This is a genomic window from Paenibacillus sp. FSL M7-0134 (assembly GCF_038007865.1).
Lineage (GTDB): Bacteria > Bacillota > Bacilli > Paenibacillales > Paenibacillaceae > Paenibacillus > Paenibacillus polymyxa_B.
The window spans coordinates 1,616,987-1,643,757 of sequence record NZ_JBBOXV010000001.1 but is presented as its reverse complement, the minus strand read 5'-3'; the positions used below and the strand labels follow the sequence as shown (position 1 = coordinate 1,643,757).

General features: G+C 45.5%; 27 protein-coding genes and 1 other annotated feature. Of the genes, 11 read left to right on the top strand and 16 right to left on the bottom strand.

Annotated features, from left to right (window positions below; translation table 11 throughout):
• Positions 1-14 precede the first annotated feature (14 nt).
• The 7 genes from NSQ58_RS07290 to NSQ58_RS07260 form a co-directional block, all read right to left on the bottom strand.
• A complete protein-coding gene (locus tag NSQ58_RS07290) occupies positions 15-1,649 on the bottom strand; it encodes a putative polysaccharide biosynthesis protein (protein ID WP_023990189.1) in 1,635 nt (544 codons plus the stop codon).
• Positions 1,650-1,787: 138 nt separating this feature from the next.
• Entirely contained in the window at positions 1,788-2,267 is a 480-nt protein-coding gene (locus NSQ58_RS07285) for a DUF456 domain-containing protein (protein WP_028541425.1), read from the bottom strand.
• Between the two features lie 51 nt (positions 2,268-2,318).
• Positions 2,319-3,068 (bottom strand): Cof-type HAD-IIB family hydrolase, encoded by a 750-nt coding sequence (locus NSQ58_RS07280; protein WP_023990191.1) that lies wholly within the window; start codon positions 3,066-3,068, stop codon positions 2,319-2,321.
• Between the two features lie 82 nt (positions 3,069-3,150).
• Positions 3,151-5,229: a peptidoglycan D,D-transpeptidase FtsI family protein gene (locus NSQ58_RS07275; protein WP_341057107.1), complete on the bottom strand. Its 2,079-nt coding sequence runs from the start codon at positions 5,227-5,229 to the stop codon at positions 3,151-3,153.
• A gap of 180 nt (positions 5,230-5,409) precedes the next feature.
• The gene (locus NSQ58_RS07270) at positions 5,410-7,494 is read right to left on the bottom strand and encodes a peptidoglycan D,D-transpeptidase FtsI family protein (RefSeq protein WP_028541423.1); all 2,085 of its coding nucleotides are present in this window, start codon (positions 7,492-7,494) and stop codon (positions 5,410-5,412) included.
• A gap of 20 nt (positions 7,495-7,514) precedes the next feature.
• The gene (locus NSQ58_RS07265; protein ID WP_341057106.1) at positions 7,515-8,666 is read right to left on the bottom strand and encodes a transglutaminase domain-containing protein; all 1,152 of its coding nucleotides are present in this window, start codon (positions 8,664-8,666) and stop codon (positions 7,515-7,517) included.
• A 16-nt stretch (positions 8,667-8,682) separates the two neighbouring features.
• Entirely contained in the window at positions 8,683-9,165 is a 483-nt protein-coding gene (locus NSQ58_RS07260; RefSeq protein ID WP_023990195.1) for a hypothetical protein, read from the bottom strand.
• 224 nt (positions 9,166-9,389) lie between these two features.
• On the opposite strand from NSQ58_RS07260, the gene NSQ58_RS07255 reads away from it, so the two are divergent.
• Both NSQ58_RS07255 and NSQ58_RS07250 read left to right on the top strand, forming a co-directional pair.
• Positions 9,390-10,562: an MFS transporter gene (locus NSQ58_RS07255; protein ID WP_023990196.1), complete on the top strand. Its 1,173-nt coding sequence runs from the start codon at positions 9,390-9,392 to the stop codon at positions 10,560-10,562.
• A 405-nt stretch (positions 10,563-10,967) separates the two neighbouring features.
• Positions 10,968-11,312 carry a toprim domain-containing protein gene (locus tag NSQ58_RS07250; protein ID WP_029518206.1) on the top strand — a complete coding sequence of 115 codons (345 nt, stop codon included), beginning with the start codon at positions 10,968-10,970 and terminating at the stop codon, positions 11,310-11,312.
• 90 nt (positions 11,313-11,402) lie between these two features.
• Here the strand turns inward: NSQ58_RS07250 and cyoE are convergent, their stop codons facing one another.
• A complete protein-coding gene (cyoE, locus tag NSQ58_RS07245) occupies positions 11,403-12,347 on the bottom strand; it encodes a heme o synthase (RefSeq protein ID WP_023990199.1) in 945 nt (314 codons plus the stop codon).
• A gap of 203 nt (positions 12,348-12,550) precedes the next feature.
• Here cyoE and NSQ58_RS07240 point away from each other — a divergent pair, with 203 nt between their 5' ends.
• A complete protein-coding gene (locus tag NSQ58_RS07240) occupies positions 12,551-13,534 on the top strand; it encodes a metal-dependent hydrolase (protein WP_023990200.1) in 984 nt (327 codons plus the stop codon).
• Between the two features lie 251 nt (positions 13,535-13,785).
• Here NSQ58_RS07240 and NSQ58_RS07235 read toward each other — a convergent pair whose 3' ends face one another.
• Complete coding sequence (locus tag NSQ58_RS07235) at positions 13,786-14,007, bottom strand: alpha/beta-type small acid-soluble spore protein (protein WP_013311857.1); 222 nt, start codon at positions 14,005-14,007, stop codon at positions 13,786-13,788.
• Between the two features lie 121 nt (positions 14,008-14,128).
• Between NSQ58_RS07235 and NSQ58_RS07230 the strand changes: the two genes are divergently transcribed.
• Complete coding sequence (locus NSQ58_RS07230; protein ID WP_007431986.1) at positions 14,129-14,296, top strand: hypothetical protein; 168 nt, start codon at positions 14,129-14,131, stop codon at positions 14,294-14,296.
• A 42-nt stretch (positions 14,297-14,338) separates the two neighbouring features.
• Here NSQ58_RS07230 and trpS read toward each other — a convergent pair whose 3' ends face one another.
• Positions 14,339-15,328 (bottom strand): tryptophan--tRNA ligase, encoded by a 990-nt coding sequence (trpS, locus tag NSQ58_RS07225; RefSeq protein WP_071558285.1) that lies wholly within the window; start codon positions 15,326-15,328, stop codon positions 14,339-14,341.
• A gap of 53 nt (positions 15,329-15,381) precedes the next feature.
• Positions 15,382-15,640 (bottom strand) — a binding site (T-box leader).
• Positions 15,641-15,781: 141 nt separating this feature from the next.
• Between trpS and NSQ58_RS07220 the strand changes: the two genes are divergently transcribed.
• Positions 15,782-16,747, top strand: coding sequence for an aldose 1-epimerase (locus NSQ58_RS07220; RefSeq protein ID WP_023990203.1), 966 nt, complete (start codon positions 15,782-15,784; stop codon positions 16,745-16,747).
• 90 nt (positions 16,748-16,837) lie between these two features.
• Positions 16,838-17,074, top strand: a complete 237-nt coding sequence (locus NSQ58_RS07215; protein ID WP_013311861.1) for an alpha/beta-type small acid-soluble spore protein — start codon at positions 16,838-16,840, stop codon at positions 17,072-17,074.
• A 244-nt stretch (positions 17,075-17,318) separates the two neighbouring features.
• Here the strand turns inward: NSQ58_RS07215 and NSQ58_RS07210 are convergent, their stop codons facing one another.
• Together NSQ58_RS07210 and NSQ58_RS07205 are read right to left on the bottom strand one after the other, a co-directional pair.
• Positions 17,319-17,720, bottom strand: a complete 402-nt coding sequence (locus NSQ58_RS07210) for a hypothetical protein (RefSeq protein ID WP_023990204.1) — start codon at positions 17,718-17,720, stop codon at positions 17,319-17,321.
• A 259-nt stretch (positions 17,721-17,979) separates the two neighbouring features.
• On the bottom strand, positions 17,980-19,767 hold the full coding sequence (locus NSQ58_RS07205) for a M3 family oligoendopeptidase (protein WP_028541419.1): 1,788 nt from the start codon (positions 19,765-19,767) through the stop codon (positions 17,980-17,982).
• Positions 19,768-19,864: 97 nt separating this feature from the next.
• Here NSQ58_RS07205 and NSQ58_RS07200 point away from each other — a divergent pair, with 97 nt between their 5' ends.
• Positions 19,865-20,035, top strand: coding sequence for a YycC family protein (locus NSQ58_RS07200; RefSeq protein WP_014277894.1), 171 nt, complete (start codon positions 19,865-19,867; stop codon positions 20,033-20,035).
• Positions 20,032-20,268 (top strand): hypothetical protein, encoded by a 237-nt coding sequence (locus NSQ58_RS07195; RefSeq protein WP_023990206.1) that lies wholly within the window; start codon positions 20,032-20,034, stop codon positions 20,266-20,268. The genes NSQ58_RS07200 and NSQ58_RS07195 overlap by 4 nt, the downstream gene beginning before the upstream one ends.
• A 92-nt stretch (positions 20,269-20,360) precedes the next feature.
• On the opposite strand, the gene NSQ58_RS07190 is transcribed toward NSQ58_RS07195, so the two are convergent.
• Together NSQ58_RS07190 and NSQ58_RS07185 are read right to left on the bottom strand one after the other, a co-directional pair.
• Positions 20,361-21,071 carry a DUF2225 domain-containing protein gene (locus NSQ58_RS07190; RefSeq protein WP_445671672.1) on the bottom strand — a complete coding sequence of 237 codons (711 nt, stop codon included), beginning with the start codon at positions 21,069-21,071 and terminating at the stop codon, positions 20,361-20,363.
• Between the two features lie 42 nt (positions 21,072-21,113).
• The gene (locus NSQ58_RS07185) at positions 21,114-21,491 is read right to left on the bottom strand and encodes a globin domain-containing protein (RefSeq protein WP_023990208.1); all 378 of its coding nucleotides are present in this window, start codon (positions 21,489-21,491) and stop codon (positions 21,114-21,116) included.
• Positions 21,492-21,903: 412 nt separating this feature from the next.
• Between NSQ58_RS07185 and ylbJ the strand changes: the two genes are divergently transcribed.
• Together ylbJ and NSQ58_RS07175 are read left to right on the top strand one after the other, a co-directional pair.
• Positions 21,904-23,199, top strand: coding sequence for a sporulation integral membrane protein YlbJ (gene ylbJ, locus NSQ58_RS07180; RefSeq protein ID WP_023990209.1), 1,296 nt, complete (start codon positions 21,904-21,906; stop codon positions 23,197-23,199).
• A 66-nt stretch (positions 23,200-23,265) separates the two neighbouring features.
• The gene (locus tag NSQ58_RS07175; protein WP_013372943.1) at positions 23,266-24,069 is read left to right on the top strand and encodes an NAD kinase; all 804 of its coding nucleotides are present in this window, start codon (positions 23,266-23,268) and stop codon (positions 24,067-24,069) included.
• 111 nt (positions 24,070-24,180) lie between these two features.
• Here the strand turns inward: NSQ58_RS07175 and NSQ58_RS07170 are convergent, their stop codons facing one another.
• Positions 24,181-24,756 carry a LysE family transporter gene (locus NSQ58_RS07170; RefSeq protein ID WP_341057104.1) on the bottom strand — a complete coding sequence of 192 codons (576 nt, stop codon included), beginning with the start codon at positions 24,754-24,756 and terminating at the stop codon, positions 24,181-24,183.
• 161 nt (positions 24,757-24,917) lie between these two features.
• Here NSQ58_RS07170 and NSQ58_RS07165 point away from each other — a divergent pair, with 161 nt between their 5' ends.
• A complete protein-coding gene (locus NSQ58_RS07165) occupies positions 24,918-25,796 on the top strand; it encodes a LysR family transcriptional regulator (protein ID WP_254348702.1) in 879 nt (292 codons plus the stop codon).
• 50 nt (positions 25,797-25,846) lie between these two features.
• On the opposite strand, the gene NSQ58_RS07160 is transcribed toward NSQ58_RS07165, so the two are convergent.
• Positions 25,847-26,761, bottom strand: a complete 915-nt coding sequence (locus tag NSQ58_RS07160; protein WP_341057101.1) for a YutD-like domain-containing protein — start codon at positions 26,759-26,761, stop codon at positions 25,847-25,849.
• Between the last annotated feature and the right edge of the window lie 10 nt (positions 26,762-26,771).

The following is a 26,771-nucleotide window of genomic DNA, read 5'->3' as shown; positions in this document are numbered from 1 at the left end:
ACTGGGGGGCTCTTTTAGCCTCGTTGTCCTGTGGACTCACGCTGTAGACGCATTAACGGACGCAGTACCTTTTGCAACATACGCGGATAGTTGCCAAGCTCGTCCCTGCGCAATACGCGCAGTACAACCAGCAACAACAAGTAGCATACCAGTACAGCTGCCCCGGCAATGCAGCACGCGATCAAGAAGGCCACACGCGCAGGCATCAGATGCACCAGCAGAATACAGGCTTCATTTACACCGTATCCGATAGCTCCCGAGACGACGACTGCGGTTAAGAACCCTGCCCAGCGACGGCCCATGATGGAAAAGGAGACAATCCCTTTAAGCACACGCAAATTTAGCAATGTGATCACGAGGAAACATAATCCGGTTGCAGCAATGATCCCATAAATTCCAAGCCAACCAGCCAGCAGCCAGCTCGCTGCAAACTTGACGACGATACCGACCATGACATTAACCATTGAAATACGCGGCTTGCCCATACCGATCAGTATCGAATTAGAAGTCATCATCGTAATTTGGAATATCGTTCCGAGTGTCAGAACAGCAATGATACCACTGCCTCCAAGCGAGCTAAACAGTAAACCATTAATAGAATAGGCGGTTACACATAAAGCCAGCACAATCGGCATTCCAGTCAAAATAGAGATACGCAAAGCCAACGTCATCTGATTTTGTAAATGCTGCTCATCCTTACGGGCAAATGCCGCTGAAATGATCGGAATGAGCGATTGGCTGAGCGCAATGGCCAAAATCGGCGGAATTCCCGCCACACTCTGTGCCCGAGAGCCTAGATAACCCAACTGAGTAGTCGCCTGATCCAATCCCACTTGACCAGACAGCAGTCTCACCACAATCGACGTATCAATAAAGTTGACCGCCGGAACCGTCAGAGACGACAATACAATGGGAATGGAAAGCTTGAAAATATCTTTGTAAATGCGCATCATCGGTAGCGCGGAGCTTTCCTCTTGGAATTGATCTTGACGATCCTGTCGATCCTGGCGACGCAATTTCACCGTGTAGTACAACATGACCGCTAGAGCGCCAAGACTTCCCATGACACCTCCAAAGGAAGCCCCAGCCGCAACCTCGCGATCTCCATAACCTAGCTTCAAAATAATAAAAGCGAGTACAATAGCGGTCGCTACCCGTGCAACCTGCTCCACAATTTGTGAAATACCGCCTGCGGTCATATTACCGCGCCCTTGGAAGTATCCACGCATCATGGCAATGGCAGGGAACAGCAGTAATGCTGGTGCCAAAGCCTGAATGGCCAAAGCGGATTGCGGAACCCCTGCTACATGCTCGGCAAAGTAAGGCGCTCCAAAATACAGCAGCGCTGTAATGATAATGCCTGCCGCGGCCGCGAATATCAAAGCCGCACGATACACACGTCGCGCTTCCGAAGGCCGATCCAGTGCATAACGTTCTGAAACCATTTTGCTCAACGTGCTTGGAATGCCGGCCGTAGCGACCGTGAGCAGCATCAAATAAGCGTTGTTCGCAATAGTAAACGAGGCGTTCCCGACGGAACCGAGCAGATGCTCCAATGGAACACGCTGTACCAGACCAAGTACTCTGGCCACCAAGGCGGCAGCGGCTAAAATAAGCGTACCTTTAAGGAATGTTTCTTTATTGGACAAAATGCGTTCCCTTCTTTCTTGCTGTTCACACGCATGCAAAAGCCCCGCACAAACAGTCATGGCCTGAGCCATCACCGGTGCGGAGCCGCATGTCGATTCTGTCTCTGCAAATCATAATAAACCAAAACGAATCTCGGGTCATAACACCCAAATCAAGAATACAATAATCATGGCAAGCTGCAAAATCACTTTCATCACGGTGCTGGTAAAAAGGCCTAATACAGAGCCAAAGCCCACTTTAATAGCTCGGTCCAGCGGGGCTTTGCCAATTAGTTCACCCAGCACAGCGCCGATAAATGGTCCCAAAATCAGGCCAAATGCCGGAATAACGAAGGGGCCGATAATAATCCCGATGGTACTCAGTATCGCCGACAGACGCGAGCCGCCAAATCGCTTGACACCCCACGCATTCACAGCATAATCCGCAACAAAAAGGGCAACGACGATTAGTGTTTGTATAATCCAAAACAATGCATTGTATGGAGCAAACGAGAAAAACCAGCCGTATACAAAAAATGCAAAATAGATGGCGAGCGCCCCCGGCAATACGGGATATACCGCCCCGGCCATGCCCACAATGAACAGCACAATAACAACAATCCAGCCTACAACGTCCATGGGCCTCCTCCTTCTCGTCCATTCATCCGGTCTGCTGCATTATTCATTTTATTACACAAGCACATAATCACGGATCACTTCTACAATGCCGTCGTCATTATTCGAAGCCACGACCAAATCAGCGGCTTCTTTAACCGTATCCTGAGCATTCCCCATTGCTACGCCCAGTCCAACCGCTTGAATCACAGCCAGGTCATTCAGACTGTCGCCAACGGCAACCACCTGCTCCAGAGTAATGCCAAGCAGATCGCACACTTCAGCGATTCCACTGGCTTTGGATATACCAGCTGGGTTAATTTCCAGATTTGTCATCGAAGAATTGGAAATTTCAAGTCCACCCATATCCTGAAGCTTAAGTAAAATTTGGTGGCGAATTTCGTCATTTTCCGTATTATAACCGAATTTGAGCCACTCCTGTGTGTCCAATGTATCCGGCCAACGATCCCTATTATATAATTCCTCCGTTGAGTAAGCCCAGAACCAAGAGCCTGTTTCTACAGCAATTTGGTGCATCTTACGAACGAGCTCCTTATCAAGTAAATAACGGCGCCACAACTCGTGGGGTGATTTCCACACCTCACTGCCGTTTACGGTTACCATTGGCGTCTCCAGGCCGAGTTGCTGACCGTAGGGAAGAGCATGCATCGCTGCACGTCCGGTGGACAAGCATACATGAATCCCTTCCTGAATCGCCTTGTTAATCCAGTTAATCGTTTCCAGGGAAATTTCATGATTATCATTCAGTAAAGTTCCATCCATGTCGAGCGCAAGCAGTTTGTATTTATATTGGTTTTCTCCCATAGTCTCTCTTCCTCCTGTATGTCCCTTATGTCCAACGACATTTTACCATGAAAAAGAGAAGCCCACAAAAGTATTCAAGTTCTCACTTTGCTGCCAGAGGCTTTTTAGGAGTACCATCTAGCCCATATACTTCGTCATACGCATCAAATATTTTACGCGCAACCGGTCCTGCGCTCGTCGCACCAAAGCCCCCTTCAGGAATGATGACCGCTACTGCCAGCTTCGGATTTTGACGCGGAGCAAAAGCGATGAACACCCCGTTATCTTTAACCGTACGTCCCACCAGCTGCTGGGAAGTCCCCGTTTTGCGGGCATAATCATAAGGAAATCCATTAAAGGCTTTAACATCCGTGGCCATACCTCGAATCACTGTATTCCAGTACGTATCTGAAAAAGCGACCTCATTCAGCACCTTCGGCTTAAATTCACGTACAAGATTCCCCTGATCATCTACAATTTTGCTGACCAAATGAGGTTGCATACGCTTGCCCTTTGTTGCCAACACAGTCGTATACTGGGCCAGCTGCATCGCCGTATACTTTCCCTGCTGACCAAAGGATGCCTGCACCAATCGTGTCAACGCACTTTCATGCTTGCTCGTATACTCAAGTCTACCTGCCCACTCGCCCGGCAGATCTACTTCTGTCGGAACGCCTAATCCAAATTCCTTCATATACTTGTCCCATACGTCAATTCCCTGATGTACCCCTGCATTACTTCCGTATTTGCCATACAGCGGCTTGCCGATCATATCCACCATAAACGTATTCGACGAGACCTCAATTGCCCTGCTAGGTGTCAAAGAACCATACACATGTCCGCTAGAATTCCCAACCCGGCTGGAGCGATTTTTGCCGTAGTACGCACTTCCCGTATCCAGATAAGTTTGTCCGGGAGAAAACAGGTTTTCCTTCAACCCGATCAGCACGGATAGCGGTTTAATGGTTGAACCCAGAAGCACCGAGGATTCTGGATGTGGACCCGCTTTTCCGCTAGGCACGGATTTAATGGTTCCATTTCCCATTTTATGCTGAATTTCGTCATATACCGAAGGCGAGGTACTTCCACTTTTCCATACATTAGAGTCATAATCCGGCATACTGGCCATTGCCACGATATTTCCGGTCTCTACCTCCATCGCTACAGCGAAGCCAGTGGTAGCGTCTTGATGAAGCTTCCCCGATACGGCATGAGTATGAAGCCAGCGAAGCTGATCCATAATGGCCTGTTCGGTTTTCTGCTGAATTTCCTTGTTAATGGTGGAATATAAATGATGTCCTTTTTCAGGAGGAGTAATGGATTCAATGCCCTCCGGCATGCTGCGCGGATTGACTTCTACCGTTTTATATCCGTTTTTTCCTCTCAGCTCATCCTGGTACTGAAGCTCCAAGCCATCATATCCGACCGTTTCACTTTCCGAATACACCTGTGTCGGTTTTAAAACCTCCGAATTAGCTTCATAGAGCTCTTTATATTTGGGCCGGTTCGTTCGAGCTCCTTTGAACTTGTACATATATCCAATCGTTTGTACCGCCACCCGATCCGGGTCATAATGGCGTATACTTTCTTCTACAACCTCTACACCAGGGAACTCTGTCCGATGTTCCAGAAAATAAGCGATTTCCTCCCGACTCAGGTCGGATTTGACCAAACGTGGGGTAAATCCCCTATATTGATTATAGTCCGGGTCCAGTCGCTTTTTTATTTCCTCTGCATTAAGCTGCTCTCCTTCGGTACGACCCAGTTCGTTTAATTTGGCAGCAAGCTTGGCAGCAAAAGCATCGAGCTCAGGGAGCAGCTTTTCCCCCGGCTTGCGATCTTTCTCCGTACGTTTGCTATAATCCTTAGATAAAGTTACATACAAGGACTGTACTGGAGTCGAATACGCCAGCTTAACCGTACCTGTGGAGTCATAAATCGTGCCGCGACTCGGGGCTAACGGGACATTTTTCGTATTTACGGATTGCTGCTGGCCTTTCAGCTCCTCCGATTGTACAAACTGCAATACAGCTAGTCTGGTAATGATCAGGGCAAACAGCACAAAAGCACTAAAAAACAGTAGGTTGGTTCGTAAAACCGTCCGTTTTTTTCGTGACTCTTCATTCTCTCCAACATTTTTCTTTTTAAATGAAAACTTTTTATCCAAACTTCCTCTGTCCATATTAGCTGGTCATTACTCCTTCCATTAGGGTTTCATATTCCTGATCCTACCATATCCAAAGCAATAAACGATGAATTCCAAGATGACAATTTTGTAAGAAAACGTAGAAAAAGCATAAAAAAGCTTCCCTCAGCCCTAAGGCTAAGGAAAGCTTTCATGAAATGACATCGTATAAAATGATTATGGCTGTTTGATTGCGTTAGAATCGGTTGCTGTTTCAACCTTTTTCTTAGGTACCCCGTCCAAACCATATACTTCATCGTAGGCATCAAATATTTTGCGTGCTACAGGTCCGGCACTAAAAGCCCCGAAACCTCCTTCAGGAATGACAACCGCTACTGCAAGTTTGGGATTCTGACGTGGCGCAAAGGCAATAAATACCCCGTTATCCTTCAGTTTACCGCCTACGCTTTGCTGCGATGTCCCCGTTTTACGAGCAAAGTCATAAGGAAAACCATTAAATGCGCTGACATCTGTTGCCATCCCGCGTATGACCTCATTCCAGTATGCATCTGGGAATTTCACTTCGTTCAGCACCTTCGGCTTAATCGTTTGTACTACATTGCCGTTGGTGTCTTTAATCTGACTGACCAAATGCGGCTCCATCCGTTTGCCCTTGGTAGCCAGTACAGTGGTATATTGTGCAAGCTGGAGCGTTGTATACTTACCCTGCTGTCCAAAAGAAGCATACGCTAATTTGGACAAGGCCGATTCCTTACTTTTAGGTCCATACTCTCTCAAACCAGGATATTCCGTAGGTAAATCTACACCCGTAGACACACCTAGTCCAAATTCCTTCATGTAGCGGTCCCATACATTCACACCTTGATCTTCCTTGGCATTATTAATGTACTTGTTGTACAATCTTTTGCCCACCATATCAACCATGAATGCATTGGAGGAATGCCGTATGGCAGAAGCTGGGTCTAACCCCCCGTACACATGACCGGAAGAGTTTCGAACTCGTGACGAATTGTTACGCCCAAAATAAGCCGCTCCTGTATCCTGATAGTAGGATGAGGTACTGAATAGATTTTCCTCCAGACCTATCAACACAGAAAGGGGTTTAATGGTGGAGCCCAGAAGAACAACTGACTCTGGATGTTGACCCGATTGGCCCGATCCGAACGAACGAATAGTACCATTTAAGTATACATTTTGTATTTTCTTATAATTATCACTGGATATATTTCCAGTCTGCCAGTAATTCGCATCATAATCCGGCATGCTAGCCATCGCTACCACATTTCCTGTGTCCACTTCCATAGCCACTGCGAAGCCTGTTTTGGCATAAGGATGAGTCTTGCCAGATACAGCGTGTGAATGGAGCCATCTCAATTGATCCGCAATGGCTTCTTCTGTTTTGACCTGAATCTCTTTATTAATGGTGGAATAAATGTTATTCCCTTTTTGCGGAGGAGTAACAGAATCTACACCTTCCGGCATATTCCGTGGATCAATTGGAACTGTTTTATATCCGTTTTTCCCTCGTAACTGTTCCTGATATTGAAATTCCAGTCCATCAAAGCCAACAGATTCGTTATCCATATAAATGAGGCCCGGATCATTTTCAGCTGACATGGATTTTTGGATGTTTTTATATTTATCTAACGTTTCACGCGCACTTTTATAGCTTTTAATGTAGCCAACCGTTTGGACAGCTACCGTATCGGGATCATAATGACGTACCGTTTCCTCTACGACATCTAACCCGGGGAACTCACTCTTATGCTGCATAAAATAGGCGACTTCATCTTTATTAAGATTGGTTTTAATCAGACGCGGCGTAAAACCGCTAAACCGTTGATAGTTTCGGTCCATAGCGTCCATAATTTGTTCTGCCGTCATTTTCGGCTCATCTTTATTACCATATTGAGCAAACCGATTTGCCAGCTTTTGTGTCATGTTTTCCAGCTCAGGCAACAGCTTTTTATCAGGTTTACGCGAATTCTCCACGCTGTCACTATAGTTCTTGGAGAGCGTGATATACAGCGATTGTACAGGTGTAGAATACGCCAGTCTGTTCTGCCCGGTTGAATCATAAATTGTTCCGCGAATCGGTGTAAGCGGTACGTTTTTGGTAACATTACTGGCCTCCTGCTGTTTGAGCTGAGGTCCATCTACAAATTGAAGTATCGCCAGTCTGACAATAATGACCGTAAATATAATGAACGAGCTGAAAAAGAACAGATTGATCCGAAAGCTGAATCTTTTTCGATCAGACGTCTCGTTGTCTTTTCCCTGCTCGTTGTCTATCTTTCTCATGTGCCCTTTTCCACTCCTTATTAAATCACTTTATCCTTGATATGTGTTTGGGCAAAACCAGGCGGATTAAACCAGTCCCCACTTTGCGCCCAGGTCGGGTCTAACGGTACCCACTGATCCTGCGCGCTCAAATACACTTCATTCCATGCATGGGAACCATATCCTCCCTGTCCGTTATATCCAAGCCCTGTCACCACCTTGACCTGTAGTCCCTGCGACCGAGCCATCATCGCATACAGGCGGGCATAATCAATGCAGACTCCTTTACGTGTATCAAACGTATCTCTGGGGGTCTGTTCATGCCAGTCACCACGCTGCTCATAGGCTTCTACCTTACCGAAATCATAGCTAATACGGGTACCTACCCATTCATACAACGCTCTGGCCTTTTGCTCATCACCGCTCATCCCCTGTGTAATCTTGGCCGCAGCCTGACCGATATCGTTCGGAATTTCCCGGTCAATCATTTCGTATTTTCGCTGCAGGATACCATTTAATTCCTTGGTAACGGCCTGCGTAAATACGGGCAATTTATCCTTAATCAGTGTACCGGATAACGGCTCAATGACCGATTGCGCTCCCTGCTTATAAATCGGTGAAGCTTGGACGTAGCTGCTAAACCCGCTGTCTGGATACAGACTTACGCCGATGAATAGCAGGGCTATAACCATGATAGCGCGTGCTCCACCAATAAGAGTACCTATTCCAGCCCCTGCCACCCTGCTGAAAAAGCCTGATTTTTTTTCATGCTCATGGAAAGAAGAATCTGACTTGCCCCCTACCATCAACACATAAATTGCACGTAGTACAAATTGGGCGATCGCATAACTGAGCATAAACAATACGGCGAACCGCAGCAGCGGAAACCCCTCTAAGCCCGCCACCAACGTATAATAAAATTGCTCAATCCCGCTTAGTTCTCGCTGAGGCAAATGTTCCATGTAAGCCGCCAGCCATTGTTGTACCTTCGGTGAAAGCCACATGGCTAATCCGAGCGAGCACAAAATACCCGCCACAGTCAGTATGCCATCCACAATAAGACTGAACAGCGCCCCTACAGATCTGGAAGCTCCTCGTCTCCAGCCCTGAATCAACGACAGCAGTACAATGAAAATCAAAAACACCGTCACGCCATTCCAATGAAGAATAGGCTCCAGCCAGGATGGTTTCATTGTGTTCCTCCTGTCTCTACGGCGACTGTGGCGACTGTGTTACAGCCGAGCCTTTCGCACCTTCGATATATTTCTTGACGGTATCGCCCATACTCCACTCGCCCAGCGACATCCCCTGAAACCATACCTTGACCTTGTCCCCATCAAATGGACCTTTCACTTCCAGGTTGGAGCTGGTTACCGAAAACGTACCATCCGCGTTAGATGTGTATTTGGCGTCCCGTCCCTCCTTGATCATCATGTTCAAAGCCTCGCTCTGAACCTTGTTGATCGCATCATCCTTTGCCTGAGTAACGACCTTGCCGACCTGTTCAAAGGAAATGCCACTGTAGATAAGCAAGCCTGCAATTACGACAATGACAATCAGCCATTTTATGAGAGTTCTTACAACCTTCAATATGACTAACAATAGGACAAGCCCAATTAATATATACAGCCAGTTATCCTGAACAATATGCCAATTATGTTCCAAAAACTCTGTCCAGACGCCCTTATCCATTTCGCTACACTCCCGTTTTCAACTACATCATTCAAATCACAAAATTGTCTCTGTAATTATACATGATTACGTGATGCCCTGTCAGCTTAGCTCTTTTACATACCTTGTTATTCAATTCTTGTCCATACAAAGTGGTCTATGTTCGTCCACTCCAGCGTACAACTTAGGAAGGGCCGATACGTAGTGCAACATGAAAGTTTACATTAGGGAAGGGGGGTCATCCCATGAAAACAGCCCTCTGGCTGTATCTTTTTTTATTCATTGCCTTTTTCGATCTGCATGCACAATATCCTATTTTGACACCATTCGCTATCTCCCTGGGTGCAGCACCTACTTTTATTGGCTGGATGATGGGGATTTACTCTCTAACTCACCTGCCTGGTAATTTGATGGCCGGCCCCAAGGTCGACAAACACGGCAGCCGCCGATATATTATGTTCAGCCTAACAGCCGCAGGCATTATTCTTATCATTCAATCGTACATCCACACACCGTGGGAATTACTTTTTCTTCGGGCGATTAGCGGTTTTGTGTTGGCCTTTTTATCTCCAGCCTGTCTGGCCATGTTGGCACAGCTATCCGATCATCCAGTTACGCAGGGCAAATATATGTCGGGACATGGTGTCGTTCACACATTGGCCTCTGTCCTGTCTCCAGCCGCCGGTGCATTTATCGTAGCCAGTTTCGGCTTTAGTGAGACGTTTAGTTCCCTTGGCATCATTCTCGTAGTCACGGGACTCATGGCTTATTTCACCTTGCCCAAAACAGCACCCGCTCCACAGGCCCAATTATCAGATGGTCATGCGACACCTGCTCCACTATCCGGGGTACAGAAGACGCGTTTACCATTCAATTGGCGCTACCTGCTCCTTCCTTTTGTTTTGGCGTGTGCACAAGGCATTTTATTTTACGAAATCCCATTACGAAATAACGGTTCTGCGTCCATGATGTCCACCGGATTGCTCTTTTCCATCATCAGTTTGGGAGCACTTTGTACGCTCAGCCTGCTGTTTCTGAACAAATATTCACCCATGGCGCGACTACTTTGTGGCATTATTTTGATGTCTCTAAGTTTCTACGCACTCGCCACCACGCCCGAAGCGGCGATTGGTATCATACTTTTTATTTTGGGAACAGCCAAAGGCATCATTTTCCCAGCATTAGCCTCTCTTTTCATACGAATTGGAGGTGCGCGACTGGGCAAAACCTTTGCACTACAGTCTATTGCAACATCTATCGGCTCCTTTGCCGGACCTGTACTGGCAGGTCAGCTACCCGATCACATTTCTCCTTTTTTTATCGCATTTCTGATTCTGATGGCTGGCCTGCTATTCGTTCCCGTTAAGCGCTTATCTCCGACGCCGCCACTGTCTGCCTCAGGACCTTATCATTCCTAGCTAGTCTGAGGCAGTGGTTTGCTAATATGCTACCTTTAAAGCCCAAAATGCCGTTCAAGAGGGCAAATGCACAGTACACCATCCCCCTATCCACATAGACTATTTTGACTGAACATTCACTAACAAAGGGAGGTGCAGCCTGTGAGCCACTGTCATCCTTGCCCTATTGGAACTTCAACTGGCACCATTCTTGTTCTTTATATTTTGCTCGTCATCATTCTCCGTACTTGCTGGATTTAATGTCCGAATTGCCCTAACATGTTGCCCCTTGTGCCATGCCTGCCACTTCTGGCAGGCTGTTTTGTTATTTTTTGCATGAGAACCCTATTTGGAGCTACACTATACACATATTCTTCATTTCCCGGGGAATTTCGAGCATATGTATCAGACAAGGGGTGAGCTTAAATGGCGATAACCGTGATCGTCGAAGGGAAAAATGACCGCAGCAAACTTCGCCGATTACTTGACCCGGAGGTCCACATTTTATGCACCTTCGGCACACTAAACTCTATAAAACTGGAATCCCTCCACAAGCGGGCCAAGCACGACGAAATATATTTGTTTATGGACAATGACAGCTCAGGGAAAAAAATAAGGGGTGTACTTGCAGACTCTTTTCCGGATGCCTACCATATGTATACCCGCAAAGGATACGCTGGCGTAGAAGGCACTCCAGACGAATATGTGATCGCTCAATTGGAAAAAGCAGGGTTGGAAGAATACATTATATACCCGCCACCTGTTCTTTAGTCTTTAAAATAACAAAAAGCTGTCCTCAGGCCGCTTTCAATGCCTGTTGGACAGCTATATGGTGCACTATAAAATGCCTCTAAAATGACATTAGAACTTATGAACCGTATCGACGATCATCAGCAAGAAACTGAGTGTCAGATGGTTAATGGAAAAGAAAAATACTTTCTTCGCCCAGGAATCCGTTTCTTCTTCCTTTATCGTAAAACCTTTAAAGGCATAGAATGCCCACAGCACGGACAGTAACACGGACACGATCATAAAAATCATACCGGCATATCCATAAGCATACATAAGGATGGGTACCGGAATCAGCAATACAATATAAGGAATCATCTGAATCTTCGTCCGATGGATACCTTTTACGACTGGCAACAACGGAAATCCTGCTGCGCGATATTCCTCAACTCTGCGAATAGCAAGTGCCCAAAAGTGAGGAGGCTGCCATAAGAACAGGAGAGCGAATAAGAGCCAAGCGCCCATATCAATACGACCCGAAGCGGCCACATAACCAATCACCGGAGGCATTGCACCAGAAATACCGCCGATGGATGTGCTCCATGTAGACGAACGTTTTAACCAAAGTGTATAAATACCGACGTAGACGAACATACCAAGTAATCCCAGTAATCCTGCCGTTACACCAGAGAAGGAGAATAGAACAGCTAACCCAACAACGCCCAAAATAATAGCGTATGACAACACCGTTGTAGGGGTCAGACGCCCTGTTGGCAGTGAGCGATTACGTGTACGCTCCATTTTCAAATCCAGCTCACGGTCAAAATAGTTGTTAAAAACACAAGAAGACGCCATAACCAGCATTGTACCTAAAAGTGTAAGAATTAGCTTTATATAGTCAACATCCCATTGCGATGCTAACCAAAAACCACCAAAGGCTGCAACCAGATTGGTACGAAGGATGCCTGGCTTGGTAACTGTAATAAAATCTTTCCAAGTGCCCGCTTTACCGGGTGGTTTAGATTTTACAGAATAGGTAGCCGCATCCGAAGAAGTCTTATAACTTATATTATCCATTGTGAGTAACTCCCCCTTAGAGATGTATGAATTCGGGAGTAAGTTGAACTCCGATATAAATTTTATCATATACCTACCCCAAAAAGTTTGACAGAAAACGCACAAAACGTTCACAATTCCGATGGCAAATCGCCCCTGCTGATCGTTTACAGTAAATTTGGGTAGTAATAAGTACAGGAAACAATACAAAAGGAGCGACAGATATGGATACAGCCACACACTTTGTCATGGGAATCGGATTGGCCGGGCTGGCCTACACTGATCCTGTCGTCGCCGGAGATCCAAAGTTGGCCGCAGTCATACTGCTCGCTACAGTCGTAGGGTCACAAGCTCCGGATTTTGACACTTTGCTTCGGTTGAAAAACAATGCAGCCTACATTCGCAATCACCGTGGACTGTCGCATTCAATTCCCTTCTGGTTGATATGGATCTTGTCCATAACAGGACTGATTTGCCTGATCTTCAGAGATGTGCCCCCAGGTCATGTAGCATTATGGGTAACGATTGCCGTCTGCCTGCATGTATTCACAGATTTATTTAATACGTACGGAACACAGGCATTCCGGCCATTTACAAACAAGTGGATATCTTGGAATATCATCCATATTTTTGATCCCTTTATTTTTGGCACCCATGTTGCTGCGATTATGCTGTGGATCACCGGATTGACTCCACCCGCTCCCTTATTTATTACGCTGTACGTTATTATTGGCCTATATTACATTTGGCGAACCTGGAGTCATTTTATAACCAGAAAAGCGGTACGTAATATGGACAATGAGCGTCAGGAGGGCGACATCTATTATATCATTCCCACCGTATCATGGAATCGGTGGCATGTGGTAAAAGCTCATCAGAATGGAAGTTATGACATTGGCGGATTAAATGGCAAACACTTATTTTGGACGAAACATGCAATTCCATCCACACATCCTGCCGTAGAAGCCTCCAAATCCTATCGCGATGTGCAGGCATTTCGCTATTTTTCCTCCTTTGCCGTTGCCGAGGTGGAGGAACTGGAATGGGGCTACATTGTGCGATGGGGAGACGTAAGGTATCGACACCGGAGACAATATCCATTTGTGGCTGTGGTCGCGATGGATAAGCAGTTCGGACTGATCAACAGCTATATTGGATGGCTCAGTGACGAAAAGATGCAAAAACGCCTCTCCCTGCATACGAATTAAAACCTGCTTACAAGCTAACAACAAGCCGTATGAACAACAGACAGCAAGTTCCCCTTAATCTGGGAGCTTGCTTTTTTTGGTCATTCCCGCAAAAAATCAGATCTCATGAAAGCGCCCTCTTGACGAAGCGGACTTGCGTGATTCACAATGGTCATAAGCCATGCGTAAAAAAATCCGGAGCATGATCGCTCCGGATTTTCTTCATCACAGTTGCTCATAATACAGCTTCCAAGATGGAGTGTTTATGTGTATTACTGCAAACGGCTGCTGCCCGACAAGGATTGTTCTGCTTGTTGGACCAGCTTTTTCGTGATATATCCCCCAAGCGAACCTGTTTCGCGGGAAACAACATTACCGAAGTAACCGTCCTGAGGGATGGTGATGCCAAGTTCTTGAGCTGCCTCATATTTTAATTGTTGTAAAGCGGCGTTGGCCTGCGGTACTTGCAGGTTGTTTGAACGACGTCTGCTCATATTTGAATCTCCTTTCAGTTCTTTGTGAGTGAGGTTCATTGCAAGCTTGCAAGATTATTATGGCTCGCTTACAACTACTTATTCCTGAAATTCAACATTCGAACACTGGAGGTTTTTACCAATGAGCAAAGGTTTATCCCTGTGGTTCGCCGTTTCATCCATTGTCCTGCTGACCGCAGCCGCTATATCCATCAGTTATTCCGCATGGCTTGCCATTCTACTTGGGCTATTATCTGTCGGCAATATCGGCTGGGGTTTCGTGGTCAAAGCTCGACAACGCCGCTCCTAATCCAATCTTATAAAAGGCCTAATCCGTTCGCCTCAATATGCTTTAGCGTAGACGTGGCAGAAAGCCCATGCGCTCTTTGACCGCAGACAACGTGACTTCAGCCGCTTCTTGTGCGCGCTCTGCGGATTGGGCCAAAATACGTCCAATCTCACCGGATTCCCGGATGTCGCGATAGCGCTGCTGAATCGGTTCAAGCATAGCTACAACGGTCTCTGCCAGTTCTTTTTTAAATGTTCCGTACATTTGACCTTCATAGCGATCCTGCACTTCTTGGAGCGACAAACCGGAACACTGACTGTAGATGCCCATCAGATTACTAATTTCTGGTTTATTGGCCGGATCATATCTAACCTCACTACCAGAATCGGTCGTAGCGCGGCTAATTTTCTTGCGTATGACTTTCGGTTCGTCCAGCAGGGCAATAAAGCTGCCTGCATTCGGATTGCTCTTACTCATTTTTTTAGATACATCATCCAGGGACATAATTCTCGCCCCTACTTCAGGGATATACGGTTCGGGAACAGTAAAATAATCTCCGTAACGGTGATTAAAGCGACCCGCCAAATCGCGTGTCAGCTCCAGATGCTGTTTCTGATCGTCGCCTACCGGAACGAGATCCGCGTTGTAGAGCAAAATGTCAGCTGCCATCAACGATGGATATACGAACAGCCCTGCTCCTACGGAGTCCTTGCCTGCCGCTTTGTCCTTAAACTGAGTCATACGTTCCAGCTCGCCCATATTCGTCAGTGTTGTCATCAACCATCCCAGCTCAGCGTGCTGAGGAACATGGGATTGTAAAAAGACATTGGATTTATCCGGGTTAATACCTGCTGCGATAAATAATGCCGCTACCGCCTCCGACTGCTCACGTAATTGGGCCGGTTCCTGCGGTACGGTAATTGCATGAAGGTCCACGACCATAAAGTAGCATTGATGATCCTCTTGCAATTTGACAAAGTTTTTCATTGCACCAATGTAATTGCCCAAAGTAAGTTGTCCGCTAGGCTGAATACCTGAAAGTACAGTTTTCATATTCTTCCTCCTCAGTTTATTTCAAAATTAGAACGCAAAAAGGCCCCGCATCCTCAAGGGACGCGAGACCGTGGTACCACCCTTATTCATTGCCGTCAGCCTATTACTTGTCAGAGCTATGCTCCGTGGCTGCCTGCAATCTTAAAGCTCCGTTAACGGGGAGCAATCGGCCGTCATACTGAGGACAGTAGAATCCTGTTCTGTGCGGCACTCCAAGGTCCATTCAGCAGTGCAGGCTCACCGGTTCCCATCCACCACCGGCTTTCTGAAGAGCTTATGCGAAAGCTTACTTGTCCTCATCATCGTGTTATCCATGTCATTACTTTCTAAACTACATTAATGATAATTCCGCATAATGTTATTGTCAAATGACGATTGTGCCCTACGATCAAAAATCTGTTATCATAATGACACGAAGCTTCAACCGATTATAGTGGACAAAGGAGCATGGATATGAAACAAGTGACCAAAGAACACTGGAACGGTTACGACACGTATGTTTTACATAGTGGTGAACTCGAAGTTACGATGATCCCTCGCCTCGGGAATAATATTATCTCAGTGCGTGATCTGAAGCTCGACCGGGATATCGTACGTCGGCCTGGTGAGGAAGAATTGGCTTTCTATTTACAAAAGCCTTATCATTTTGGCTTGCCCATTTTGATTCCTCCAGGCCGAATTCGCAAGGGACAATTTGAGTTTGACGGTGTTCCTTATCAGTTCGACCGAAATACTGCCAATGACAATCATATACACGGTCTGCATCGTAATCAGTCCTGGCGCTGCAGTGATATTGAAGAGGATGAAGAAGGTTGCAGTGTTACTACTGAGCTTTTGACAGAAAGTGATCCGCACTGGATGGAACAATTCCCCATTCCTTTACGTTTGGAGATGACGTATCGCTTGCAGGGTGCTGTATTAAGTCAAACGCTGCGCGTAACGAATTTAGGTGAAAAAGCAGCCCCATTTGGCTTGGGATATCACACTTGGTTTATGGTGGACGGAGAACCTGAGCGCTGGCGCCTAAAGCTGCCTGTGAACGGCGTATATGAGCAGGATGCTGAACAGCTACCTACAGGTATCATTACTTCGTTAGATGACTTGGAGCAGCTCTCTTCGGGTCTTTCTTTGAAAGGAACAAATCTAGATACTTTGCTGCGGGCAACGGAAGGCCCTGCTGAAGCTCTTTTGACCCGTGACGACGGTTATCAAATCCGCTACACAGCAGATGAGCAATACTATAAGTATTGGGTTTTATATACCAAAGGTGAATGCGACCAGTATCTTTGCATTGAGCCTTATACATGGCTGCCTGATGCACCCAATTCACCTGATCCTGTCGGGGAAGCCGGGCTGATCCGTCTGGAGCCTCAGCAATCCATCGACCTCAAAACTCAGATTCATATCATATATCCTTAATTTTCCTCTAGTCACTTTTCTTCCTTCGGCGCATATTTTCATAACTCTGTCGCATACTAACCTCATCACAGCCGAAGGAGGTGACTACACATGAATGAAGCTAATCAAGGCAGAAGCCGTCGCAGTAACAACCTAGTTGTTCCTCAAGCCAACAACGCATTGCAACAATTGAAATATGAAGCTGCACAAGAGCTGGGCATCACCATTCCGGCAGATGGTTACTACGGTGACATGCCATCCCGTGAAGCTGGTTCTCTGGGAGGCTATATCACTAAACGCTTGGTACAGCTGGCCGAACAGCAATTATCAGGTCGTTCAGGTCAATAAGCGTCATTATTCCGCGTGAGCATTCCGTTCATCGTAATTTACCAAAATGCGTTATAACGGGCATATAACAAAGGCGGTCTTCCCTAGGAAGGCCGCCTTTTCTTTACTCTTTTTTATCAGGATTTTGCAAAATTCGATTCCAGTCGCTCCGAAGTGCAAGATATAGACGAACTAACCATTTCGATCTATATCTTGTTCATTGGAAGTCGCTTATGGGATTTTTGCAAAATTCTCATATAAATGTTTATTCCGAATTAGCCGCTCGGTATGTAGGCTTGTTGTAGCGGATCATGAGATTCGCCATGTTGTAGTTGGACTCCAGTGTTGCATCTACCAAAATCGTTCCTTGTCTGATGGCAAAATCGAAAGCAATCTCACCATGAGTCCAGCTACGCTTATGATTTAGCGTTTCTAGGGCCATACGCCGAAAATCCTCCCGATGCTTTACTGATAACCCCGGTTCTACTGCTGCAAATGTGCCACCTTTACCTGCAAGCGGATTATGACGAATCCCAAATTTCCCAACTACATTGTTACGTATTTGTACAAATACGATACCTGACGACAAACCCGCCAGTTCATTATCCAGTTCTTTTAAAACGATATCCATCTGCCTTGCCAACGACAATTGACCTACTTCATCCATTACAAAAACCCTCCTATATACCTTATCCAAAAATATTTAATAGGTCTTACGGCTCAATTATATGCGAAGATTTTTAACCTTACAATCAAAACCAACATAATTGGGTATTTATAACTATTTTCTAAGTATATCCATCATTTTAAATTTCGCCAACAGGTAATGTTAATTACACTTCGACATTTTGCGACTTTATTCATCATCTTCTGCAAAAATTACAAAAAAGGCCTCCCTCGTGGGAGACCTCTAAAGTGTAAATCCGTTATTTTGTCATTTGTAAAAATTGCTCAATATCCTGAACAGTAACTTGCGCAGCATTACGCCAGAAGTCAGCCTGTGTTAAATCGGTACCTAAGTGCTTGGAAGCCAATTCTTCGACTGTCATGCGACCTGTATCACGCAGCAAGGCATCATATTGGTCGGCGAAGCCGTCAGGATTTTCCTTCGCAAAAGCGTAAATTCCTGCACTGAACATATACCCGAATGTGTACGGGAAGTTGTAGAATGGAGTATTCGTAATATAGAAATGCAGCTTGGATGCCCAAAAATGAGGATGAGCCTCATCCAGGACACCACTAAACGCTTCACGCTGCGCTTGTTCCATCAACTCGCTTAATTGTTGTGCTCCTACGACTCCTTTTTTCCGCAGCTCGTAAAAACGGGTTTCAAACAGGAAACGGGCATGAATGTTCATAAAGAAGGCTACACCACGCTGAATTTTATCCTCCAGCAAAGCTACCTTTTCCTGACCCTCGGCAGCTTCCAGCAACGCATCTGATACAATTAGTTCTGCCAGCGTCGATGCCGTCTCAGCTACGTTCATGGCATAATTTTGATTCAATGGGTGCAATTCATTCATCACATGCTGATGATAACCATGTCCGAGCTCATGGGCCAGTGTCGAAACATTGGATGGGGATCCGGCATAGGTCATAAAAATACGGGTCTCTTTGCTCAGACGCAGAGATGTACAGAAACCACCCGGACGTTTGCCTGGACGATCTTCTGCTTCGATCCAGCTTTTCTCAAAAGCCATTTGGGCAAAGTCAGCCATTCTCGAGCTAAATTTACCAAATTGCTCAACAATCGTTACAGCAGCATCGTCGTAAGGGATTTTAGTGGTTGACGTCCCCAGCGGAGCTTCAACGTCATGCCAGGACAACTTCTCTAAGCCCAGCAGTTTTGCTTTCCGCTCCAAGTATTTGACTACAATAGGCTTTGTTTCATTAATAACCTGCCACATCGTATCCAGCGTTTGTGCAGACATACGGCTGATTTCCAGCGGTTCCTTAAGCACATCTGTCCAGCCTCGTTTTTCATATAGCTTCAGACGGAAGCCTGCCAAATGATTCAATGTATCCGCGCAATAGTCCTCTACCTGAGTCCATGCCTCTTCCCAACGTGCAAACACGTCTTTACGTACGCTGCGATCTGCTTCATCCAGCTTATTAGCTGCCTGACCTACAGACAGGTTTACGATCTCGCCATTTTCTGGCACAGGGATCGTCATATTTTTGACAATGGTATCATAAAAGTCGCCCCAGCCATGGTAGCCATCCACTGCCAGATCCAATGCAAGGCTTTCCAGCTCAGGAGCCATTTTTTCACGTGCTTCGTTCCGATATTCGGTCAGGACAAAAGAAATCGGCTGGATAGCTTCGCGCTCCATCCATTTCTGCCAAATGTCTTCACTGGTTTGTGCCAGCAAGTTCTGGAAAGATACTAAAGCACTTTTTCCTTGGGCATATAGCGTATTGACACGCGCCCCCAGTTGAACAGCCAGCTTGTCGTGCTGGTTTTGAGCAGTTAGACAAGAGACAAAGGAACCCGCCTGCGACGCACCATTAAACAGCTCCTGTATGCTATTCAGTACACTATCCAGACGCTCGGTATCCAATACCGTTTGTGGTACTTTGGCTGCTTTAAGCTGAGCTTGCAGTTGTTGGACCTTGCTTTCCATTTCTTCCAAAAATGCAAGAAATGAGGCAGAGGAAGATCCTCCGCTAAAAATAGATTCCAGATCCCATGTTTGCTTTAACGGTGTTTTCATAATAGTTCCACCTTTCTTTTTTGGCGAATTCATGTGGTTTCATATACAATAAAGCTACATCGTGATAGTAAATCACTACAATTGGGAGGAAAACAGGATGAGACCCTTACAAATTTCGCCGGAAACGGCTGTGAAATTATCCGAAAAGCTCGGCATTCCGCTGGAACACCTTATGCATACACCCCAGCACATTTTGATGCAAAAGCTAGCCGAACTGGCTAAAGAAGAAACCGCTGACCCGAACGGCGGAGAATCGGACAAATCATGATCCCTTTTCATAAAACCTGGCCTTATGACATCGTCATGGGAGACGTTTATGTACAGTCTTGTCCGTTTTGCGACCATGATAATGTTTTGCTGCCCCTGAAGCCAAAAGAACTTAAGCTCATACACGAAGGTATGAAAAAGCTGCTTGTGTTTCCATGCTGCCATAACAAGGTTACTTTAGTGGATTGTGATGACGATTATTTGCTGTCAGATACCACATTGCGTCATCATTAATTCATGAGGCAGTTGTAAGATAAGATAACCCGTTTTACAAACAAGGTGTGAACCATGAGCCTAAATCGGCCATAGTGCACACCTTTATTTCTTCAGGAGGAGCTTGCGTCTTGCATTTCCTCCGGCAGTTGGTAATTTTTAGCCAGCATTTGTTCTCGCAGTACAGACCACTGTTCACGGGAAGCCCGGATCATGGCTGCATCCATAATCTTTTTGTCATTAATGACACGCGAAAACCAGCGTACCGCTTCGTTAAAGTTGCCTGTACGTCGATGCAATTCACCAATCAGATAAAGCAGTTTGGCATTATTCGCCCCGACACCCTCCAGCTCATAGACCCGAACATAAGAATCCAGGCTAAATTTGAGAAAGCGAAGCTCCTGCTCCTCATTTCCCTGGTATCTGTACATCCAAGCGATATGCTGTAATAGACTAGCTACTACGCGTTCCTTTTCTCCGATGACCTGGGCACATAGTAAACCCAGTTTATACGTTTCTAATGCCTCTTCCCAGCTACGATGCCCGCCATATTCGCGAGACTGCCAGCGATTACCGATTTTATCCTTGAATATGTTGGTTTGCTGTTCGCTTAACTGAACGGTAGAGTGCTCTGTCGAGGTAAATCCACAATGAGGACAGACCCTTACGACATAAAAATCCGGATTTTCATTCTTATAATAAGCACAAAAATCTGAATCCGTACGAATGGCCTTCTTTAGGCTTGGTCTTACACGGGATGTCTGAAATTCTTCTTCGCAATGTGGGCAAATGATTTTGATCTGATATAACGGTTCAAGTTCCAATGTTTTTACAACCCTCTCCAAAATTCGGCAATCCCCGAAAGCTTACGGGGTATTTACAAAATGATGCGCAGGACCAGACAAACGGTTAAGTATGATTGAACGAAGCGGCTCCTCAATGCCCGTATCCGTTAACGCACCTGCCATACAAGACAACCATGCCTCTGCTCGCTCCTCCGTTACGGGAAACTTCATATGTCTGGCACGTAACATCGGATGACCATATGCATCAGAAAAAAGGGACGGTCCTCCAAAAAACTGGCTCAGGAACATATACTGCTTTTCCTTAACCGGTTCCATGTCTTTAGGAAACAGGGGACTTAACAACGGATCTTTATAAACTCTCGGGTAGAAGGCCTCAATAATAGCACGAACACCTTCCGCACCCCCAAGGTTGTCATAAATGCTCAGGCTAGGGTTCACTTTTCCTCCAACTTTCTGTGCTATGGTAATAAATATACACCCGTATTATAACAAAAAACAAAAAATGACGCTAAAAATAAGCGTCATTTTATCAATTTAACATATGAAGAGGGTGTGCTTCGTTGCACACAGCTTCGTCATTCTATAAATACCACTAATAACTCCGCCAATCCTCTTCACCGGGATGGACGAGAGAGGCACGAATAACATACACAAAAGCACATACGAACAGACCAGCAACGATACTCATCCTGATCACTCCATCCTTAAGGTTATGGATCGTTGTTTTCCTATTTTAACATACTATTTACAAAAATACAGCAATAAAAGTAACCGTTTTCTTTGATTTTTTTGTACTCTTTGTCCATCCCCGACATAGGAATATTAGTACAACTCCAAAGGAGGGGCCTCTATGTCGCTATACCGTCGTTACTCGCTTCCTCTGCTCATCCTTACACTGCTATTCCTGTTTATGCTTATGGCTGTATACCCGCAATCTTCTCTGAATGCCGGGCTTCGGGGGCTTGCCATCTGGTGGGACGTGCTGTTTCCGTCTTTATTCCCGTTTTTCGTTATTTCCGAGCTTCTCCTCGGTTTCGGAATTGTTCATTTCATAGGTGCGCTGTTGGATCCGCTGATGCAGCCTCTATTCCGTGTACCTGGCTGTGGGGGTTTTGTCGCTGCGGTCAGCTGTGCATCCGGTTACCCGATTGGAGCTAAACTAACAGCCAAGCTGTGGGAGCAAAAATGGATCACACGCATTGAAGGAGAGCGTTTGGTCGCGTTTACCACTTCCTCTGATCCGATATTTTTGATCGGTGCGGTTTCCGTTGGCTTCTTCCATCAACCAGAAATTGCACTCGTACTAGGCGCGGCCCATTATGGTGGCGTGCTCATCATCGGGCTGCTTATGCGCTTCCACGGTTCCCGTTCAGGGGAAACAGGTACTCGCAGCGACCGCCAACCTACTCAAAAAGCCTGGTCGAAGTCCAAGAATACAAAAGCAGCAGATCGCAATAGGCAGCCTGGACCCCTACGCCAAGCATTATATGCCATGCATACAGCTCGTTTGGAAGATGGTCGCCCATTGGGTGAGTTACTTCGTCAGGCGATTACTTCCTCCCTACGCCTTATTATTGTCGTAGGAGGGCTAGTTGTATTCTTCTGCGTCATTTTAGAAGCTTTGACGAACTCCGGTTTAATGAGCGGGCTTCATCTGCTTACAGCAAGCCTATTGACTGCATGTGGTCTTCCTCCTACGTTAACGGAGTCCATTGTGGGTGGTATTTTCGAAGTCACTTTAGGAGCGCAAGCCGCAGGTAAAGCCACGGCAGCGGCGTTACCATTCAAGGTAGCCGCAGCCGCTTTTGTTCTCTCCTGGGGCGGGCTGTCGGTTCATGCGCAGGTTGCAAGTATTTTAAATATGACGGATCTTCGTTATTTGCCATTTTTGTTGGCCCGGGCTGCGCACGGCATCATCTCAGCACTGCTAGCTCTCGTGTTATGGCGGCCTCTTATGGGACAGGGAAGCTCTCCAGTCTTTTCTCCGATATACGACATCGCGTGGTCTCCTGGCTTCTCGTCCGTCATGTTGTTGCAAAGTCTGCTGTTTCTTGCCTTTATACTGGCTGGAATGCTTAGTCTCTCATGGTTGAGTGTGGGTACAAGTCGCTTATATGTACGTTTGAGAAGAACACACAGGCAATGAACGATTGTGTTCTTGCTCATAATTGATTATGATCGATATATACCCATGACAAAGGAGCTTTTCATCTTGAGATATTATGTTCTGGATCGCGGGGATCAGCACTCCATGGACTTGAGTCAGCAATTTCACCGTCTTGCCCAAGAAAAGAATTTCAAGCTGGATGCCGAATCGCCGGAAATCGTCGTGTCTATTGGAGGCGATGGTACGATGCTTCATGCGTTTCATACCTTCATCGACCGCATTCCGGATATTGCCTTTGTTGGTGTACATACCGGTCATCTAGGCTTTTACGCTGATTGGCGTGCGGACGAGCTGGAGGAGCTAATCCACCTGATGAGCCAAAGCGGATCTGAAGGACCGCTTAACCCGAGAATCGTTAAGTATCCACTGATTGAGTTGGAAATTCACAAGAAGTCAGGCAATGCTTCTTTTATTGCCTTGAATGAATTTACATTAAAAGGGGTGGATGGCACTGTCGTTGCCCAAGTAGATATTAACGATATCACCTTTGAAATGTTTCGCGGTGATGGTATATGTGTTTCTACCCCCTCAGGAACGACCGCCTATAATAAAGCACTTGGCGGAGCTATGGTTCATCCCACCATTGAAGCATTGCAATTGACTGAGATCGCTTCCATTAATAACCGTGTGTATCGGACACTGGGATCGCCATTGCTACTGCCCAAACACCATCATTGTGATATTTTTTCACGGAAAGATCAGCGTCTTTTATTGACAGTAGATCACCTCAACTTTCCTGTGGATGACTTAATCTCTGTTCGATGTCAGGTCGCAAGTCAGAAGATCAGCTTCGCTCGTTACCGTCCTTTCCCATTTTGGGATCGAGTACGCAACGCTTTTCTCAATTAGAACCTATAAAAGAGCCGAATCTGGCTCTTTTTTTAATTGAGTAGGTGATGCTAACCCCAATGAGTTTTTGTAGATTTGCTACCGTTATACCGTCCACACTGGTCATACCCCTTAGAAAAGAGTAACGGCAGAATAGATAAGTAACAGACACATGATTGTATTAATGATTTTATCGTATTTTGTAAATATCTTTTTAAAAGCTGAACCAAATATCGCCCACAGTAATAATGCCGCGCAACCTATGAGGATGGTTAGACATATTAAAAAGAGCATAGATCCTTTTGAATTCTGATATGGAAGTATGAAGCTGGACGTCGCTGTTAAAAAATATAAGATACTTTTTATATTGATAATTTGAAAAAACAAACCTGAAGAAAAGGAAAACTGGCGATACATATCCTGATCATTACTTTTCTTAGGCAAAGCAATTTTCCATGCCAGATACAATAAATATGCCGCACCAACAACTTTAAAGTAAGGTTCTACTATAGGTAACCACTCATATAGTCGTGTAGTTAACAAGGATGTCACGACACCAAGAATAATAAATCCGGAAATAATTCCAATGAAGAAATGGATCGATCCTTTGAATCCAAATCTTCTTGCTTCATTCATCACCAACATATTACTGGGTCCCGGAGTAAAAGATGTAATAATGACATAGGAAAGGAATGCTGCAAAAATCATTTAGTTAATCTCTCCTCAGAATAAAAGATAGTTGAATAAGTTCCGTTATTCATTGTAATATAGGCCTATCTATCGGTAAAATTGAAATACATGAATTAATTCATTGATTTTTATGATGTCAATAGCAATAGGGATAACTATTCGATTAAAGTGGGTGAGTTATGGAAATACGTCATTTTGTCACATTCAAAAAAGTCATTGAATGGGGAAGTTTCACACAGGCAGCAGAATTTTTAGGTTACACTCAATCTACAGTGACTTCTCATATTCAGGCACTAGAAAAACATATTGGTGCCCCCCTGTTTGATCGAATGGGTCGAAAGGTAAAGTTGACGGATGTTGGGAAAAGGTTGCTGGGGTATACAGAAGAAATTTTAAGTACTTATAGCAAGATTGAAAACATTGCAAACGATGAGAAGGCTGTGCGAGGAGAGTTGAAAATAGCGGCTCCTGAGTCTTTAACGGTCTATCGCTTAGAACCTATACTAAGTGAATATAGGAAAAAATATCCTCACGTGAGTATTAAACTTAGTAATGCTACCTGTGGAGATAATCAAAAAGCGCTACTAAATGGGAGTGCGGATGTCTCGTTTGTCATGTTGCCGGAATTACGTGATTCTAATTTAACTGTCCATTTATTAAATAAAGAACCTATTGTCGTTGTAGGAAGCCCTGACTCTACGATGAATGTTTTAAATAAAAAGCTTACTGAGGCCTTGATTTCCAATGGGAAAGATTGTATTTACCGTACAATGTTTGAAAAATACTTAGAAGAGCGTGAAATTACTTCTTCTCAAATTATGGAGCTATGGAGTATTGAAGCGATCAAACAATGTGTAATGAGTGGGCTAGGTATTACTTGTTTACCTTTCATGACAGTTATAGAGGAACTTCATCAAGAAAAGTTAAAGATCATTCCCTGTGAGGGTGGCTTTCAAGAAATTTTCTCTCAAGTGGCTTATCACAAAAATAAGTGGATTTCTCCAGCCTTATCGGAATTCATTGCTATTACTTTAAAACATGCAAAAAGTTGGTCATAAGCCCTTGGCGACTTCGGAGGTACTTACAAAACAAAACGGCCCCTGAAAATTCAGGAACCGTTTTGTTGTGGAGCTGTAAATGTTTTATTCTTTTTACTACCCTCAGCTCTTTCGGCTTTAGCAGCTGGCTGGGTCTGACGCTGGCCCTCAGGTTCACGAGAGACACGAACTTGCCGTCCCTCCCGATTTTCCTTTGATTGACGCTCATAGCGTGGTCCACGCGATTCCTTTTTATCGAAACTCCCTTGCTGATTGCGCTGTCTACGTGGTTCCCGAGCTTGCTGCCCTTCACCCGGATTACGTCCATCCTTTGCTTCACGTGGTTCTCTTGGCTGGCGCGAATCGCGTGCTTCACGTGGCTCACGCTGCCGATTTCCTTCACGTCCTTCTCTGGATGGACGACTTTCGCGAGCTTCACGCGGCTGTCGCTCACGTACTTCCTGGGCATCCTTCGATTCCCGACGTTGCAACTCGCGTGGTTCCCGGGATTCTCGAGGCTGCTCCACTCGCGATTCCTCCGTAGCTGTGGAATCCTGCTGTGATTGCGGCCACTCCTGTTCTCCAACTGTATGTTGCAATACTTCTTGCTGCTCTTCGGGTTCTAGCGTTCCCGCTTGTTCCCTTTGAGCATCTACCAACTGCTGAATATCTGGAGCAATAATTTCATCATTGACCCCGTTTTTATTAACCACTTCACGACTTTTTTGCAACACAAAATAGGCACAGCCAAAATTGCAGTATTCATTAATGTAATCGTCCAGTATCACTATAGATGTATCCTTATTTGCTTTGGGATGACCGTCTCGATAAAAGCCCTTCAGACGTAGCTGATTGTAACCCCAATCACCAATAATGTAATCATAGCGATCCAGCACTTCACTATACCGATCACGAAACGCTTCGGGATTCCACCCGTTCTTGTGATCCTGCAACAATTCATAATTTTTACCACCGATTTGAAACAAGCTATTCTGA